Origin of the sequence: Streptomyces aurantiacus (assembly GCF_001418335.1) — a bacterium.
Lineage (GTDB): Bacteria > Actinomycetota > Actinomycetes > Streptomycetales > Streptomycetaceae > Streptomyces > Streptomyces aurantiacus.
Window position 1 is genome coordinate 1 of record NZ_LIPP01000480.1, and the last position, 3547, is coordinate 3547.

3 protein-coding genes are annotated in these 3547 nt (G+C 74.6%); 1 reads left to right on the top strand and 2 read right to left on the bottom strand.

Annotated features, from left to right (window positions below):
• Window positions 1-729: phosphohexomutase domain-containing protein (locus AOK01_RS39155; protein WP_483855261.1), on the top strand; the 729-nt coding region annotated here is incomplete at its 5' end.
• An 82-nt stretch (window positions 730-811) separates the two neighbouring features.
• On the opposite strand, the gene AOK01_RS39160 is transcribed toward AOK01_RS39155, so the two are convergent.
• Both AOK01_RS39160 and AOK01_RS39165 read right to left on the bottom strand, forming a co-directional pair.
• Window positions 812-2488, bottom strand: coding sequence for a hypothetical protein (locus AOK01_RS39160; protein ID WP_055520292.1), 1677 nt, complete (start codon window positions 2486-2488; stop codon window positions 812-814).
• A 226-nt stretch (window positions 2489-2714) separates the two neighbouring features.
• Entirely contained in the window at window positions 2715-3386 is a 672-nt protein-coding gene (locus AOK01_RS39165; RefSeq protein ID WP_055520294.1) for a PH domain-containing protein, read from the bottom strand.
• Window positions 3387-3547 lie beyond the last annotated feature (161 nt).

A 3547-nucleotide genomic window follows, 5' to 3' on the forward strand; every position in this document is an offset into this window, starting at 1 on the left:
GGGGACGGCGGGGACGGCGGGCAATGGCGGATGCTGCGCGGCGACGAGGTCGGCGCGCTCCTCGCGGCACACCTCGTCCGCCGGGGCGCGCGCGGCACCTTCGCGGAGTCGATCGTCTCGTCCTCCCTCCTCGGCCGCATCGCCGAGAAGGCGGGCCTGCCGTACGAGGAGACCCTGACGGGCTTCAAGTGGATCGCCAGGGTGGCGGATCTGCGGTACGGCTACGAGGAGGCACTGGGCTACTGCGTCGACCCCGATGGCGTACGGGACAAGGACGGCATCACGGCGGCCCTCCTGATCACGGAGCTGGCCTCGGAGCTCAAGGCGGAGAACCGTACGCTCCTCGACCTCCTGGACGACCTCGCCGTCGAACACGGCCTGCACGCCACGGACCAGCTCTCGGTCCGGGTGGACGACCTCTCCCTGATCACGAACGCGATGCGCCGACTGCGCGAGCAGCCCCCCACACACCTGGCGGGCCTGTCCGTCACCCAGGCCGAGGACCTCGCCCTGGGTACGGACCGGCTGCCGCCCACGGACGGCCTGCGCTACACGCTGGACGGCGCCCGTGTCGTCGTCCGCCCCAGCGGTACGGAGCCGAAGCTGAAGTGCTACCTGGAGGTCGTGGTGCCGGTGGGCACCCACGACGGCCTGCCGGCGGCGCGCGCGAAGGCGACGGAGCTGTTGTCGGCGATCAAGCGGGACCTGTCGACGGCCGCGGGCATCTGAACGACCGCCGGAACAACGACACCCATGGGAGCAGCGCCCGCGGCCCTACGGCCGGCCGTCGCCCACGACCTCCATACTCCCCTCAGCCCCACACCACCAGCACCGTCGCCCACACCAGCGCGAGCACCAGGGCCAACGGCCACAGCGCACGGCCCCGTTCGGGTGCGGTGCTCTCGCCGGTGGGCCGCAGCGCCGGGTCCCTGCGCATGGCCGACAGCTCCGCCGCCAGCGCGTCGTACGGATGGACCAGGCCCCGCCGTCGCTCGAACCACGCCCAGCGCGGCGCCGCGACCGACCAGTCGTCGTCCCGCCAGCGGAGCTTCAGCTCGAAGGACCGGCGGCGTACGGAGCGGATGTCGTCCCAGGGAACGTGCCGGGGGCCGCGCAGCCCCGTGACCCACAGGCCGGAACGGTCCGCCGTGATGCGCCAGGCGAGTTTCACCGGGACGCGGACGGCGCCGTAGATGCCGAGCGCGACGACCAGGCCCAGCTTCCAGGAGGGCAGTCCGGCGTCGGTGAACCCGGCCCAGGTGAGCCAGCCGCCCCACTGCACCAGCAGCACGGCGGCCACCCAGTCCAGCCAGCCCGCACGCCAGCGGCGTACCGGGGCGGGGGTACGGTCCACGACCGACTCCCTTGCCTGTTCGGCCAGTTGGCGGTGCTGCTCCTCGCGGGCCTTCTCCCGGGCGCCGCGCCGCACACCGGCGCTCGGCGACAACGGCCGGACCGGCCCCGCCGACCACTCCGTCAGCGGCGGCTGGTCCGGGTCCTCGTCGGCGCTGAGGACCACGACCTCGGCCCCGTCGAAGGGGGCGCCGAAGAGGACTGCCTCTCGGAGCGGCCCCGCGGTGTCGTCGTCCACCGCGTCGAGAAGCCGCTCCAACTCCGCCACCTCTTCCGCGGCGTCGGCGCCTGGATCGGCCCCGTCCACGCCCTCGGCTCCGTCTTCGTCCTCGGCCTCCCCGTCGTGCGACGTCAGGTCCACCGTGAACAGGGGCCGCGACGCCGCGAAGTCGTCCGCCGCGTACACCTCCGTGGTGCCCTGCGCGTCGTCGCGTACGAGGACACGCAGTACGGGTACGGGGGCGCGGCGCAGCTCGGCGGCCCGGTGGCGGCCGAGTTGCGCGGAGGTCAGGGCGGTCACGCCGAGCCCGGCCAGGTAGAAGGCCATGACCCAGGAGCCGCGCCGGTCGCCGGCCGAGTCCCACAGTCCCGCGGTGGCGCCGGCGAGTGCGCAGAGCCCGAGCACCACGAGGCCGAGCGCGAGCAGGAAGCGGCCCCGCCGCGCCGGAACGGCCGCGTCCGGGACCCGTGTTCTGCCGTCCCCGGCGGCCTCCAGCGCCCGCTCCAGCTGGGCGCCGCGGGCCCGCAGGCGTACGGCGACGGCGGCCCAGGAGGCCACCACGACCAGCGCCCCGACGGCCGTCGACGCCCAGGGCTGCGACGGCGCCTGCACGGCGAGCGCGAGGAGCAGCGCGGGCGCGCCGGCCCAGACCAGTTCAGGGCGGGCGAGTACCCACAGGGCGTACACGGCGAAGCCCGCGGCGACGAAGGGCCACAGCCCGCCGAGCATCGCGGCCCAGGCGCCCACGCAGAGCGCGAGGGTGGCCACGGCGCCGGCGATCGACCTGCGCACCCGCAGGAACGTCCAGCGCGGTGGCAGCGCGGCCGACCAGCCCGCGGCCCGGCCGGCCGTCCAGTCCCGGCAGTCGTCGGGTATCGCGGCCGCGGGCAGTCGCAGCGGCTCGTCGTACGACACATGCACTCCTGGATCGCGTGGGAACGCCGGTGCCGACACCGGCGCGGGCACCGGTGGTGACAGTAGCGACCGGTACGCCCCGCCCAGGCCGACGGACGTCCCGGCCCCCGGTGGACAGGTGCCACCCACTCGTACGGCCGAGCGTGCTCATCTCCTCAAGAGGGACGCGTCCAGCCCACCGGATCCACCGGGTCCCACGGGTCCCTTCGGCCGGGGCGTCGTCGTCTCAGCCCACCGCCAGCAGGATCGCCAGCAGCACCGCCCCGGCCGCCGCGGGCGCCGCGACCTCGTAGGCCCACCGCACCGACACCTCGCCCTGGGCCCGCGGGTCCTTGCCGCGGGCCTCCAGCAGTTCGCGCAGCTCGTCCATGATCTGGTCGCCCTGGGCGCGTACGGGTCCGTCGGCCACCGGCGCAGGCTGGGGTGACTGGGGGGACCGCCCGCGCCGGGCGCCCGGCGTGTCCCCGCGCGCCTCCTTGCGGGCCGCCCGCTTGCGGCCCCGCAGGGAGACCGGCACGGCCCACACCTGGTACTTGCCGCCGGCCGTGTCGAGCACCTCGTTCGAGTAGCCGGACCTGAACGCCTCGACCGTCCCCCAGGGCAGTGTGATCACCCGGAAGGGGTTACGGACACGCAGCCGTTGTTCGTTCGCGTACACCGCCGGGCGCAGGGTGAAGGCGGTGACCAGCGGGACCAGCAGGAGCAGCGTGGCCAGTGCCAGCCACGGGGTGCGGCCCCCGCCCGTGACCAGCGCGTCGATGCCGAGCCAGCCCATGATCGCGAGCAGCAGCACACCGCCCGCGATACCGGAGGGCGACCGGTAGACCCGGTCCTTGAACTGGGGTTCCGGGGTGTCCGGTGATTCCGGGGTGGGTGGCTGGGGGTCCGGGGTCGTCATGGGTCCGATTCTGCCTGGTCGCTCCGCGGGGTTCCCTGCGGGGCTTCGGCTGGTTTGTAAGGTGCGGGCCCTTGGGGGTTGAGCGCGCAGTTCCCCGCGCGCCCCTGCGGGGCTTTCCGCCGGTTTGTTGGCTGCGGGTGGGTTGTGGCTGGTCGCGCAGT

Excerpts from the sequence above, each read along its gene's own strand:
- AOK01_RS39165 (WP_055520294.1), bottom strand. The coding sequence starts at position 3,386 with ATGACGACCCCGGACCCCCAGCCACCCACCCCGGAATCACCGGACACC.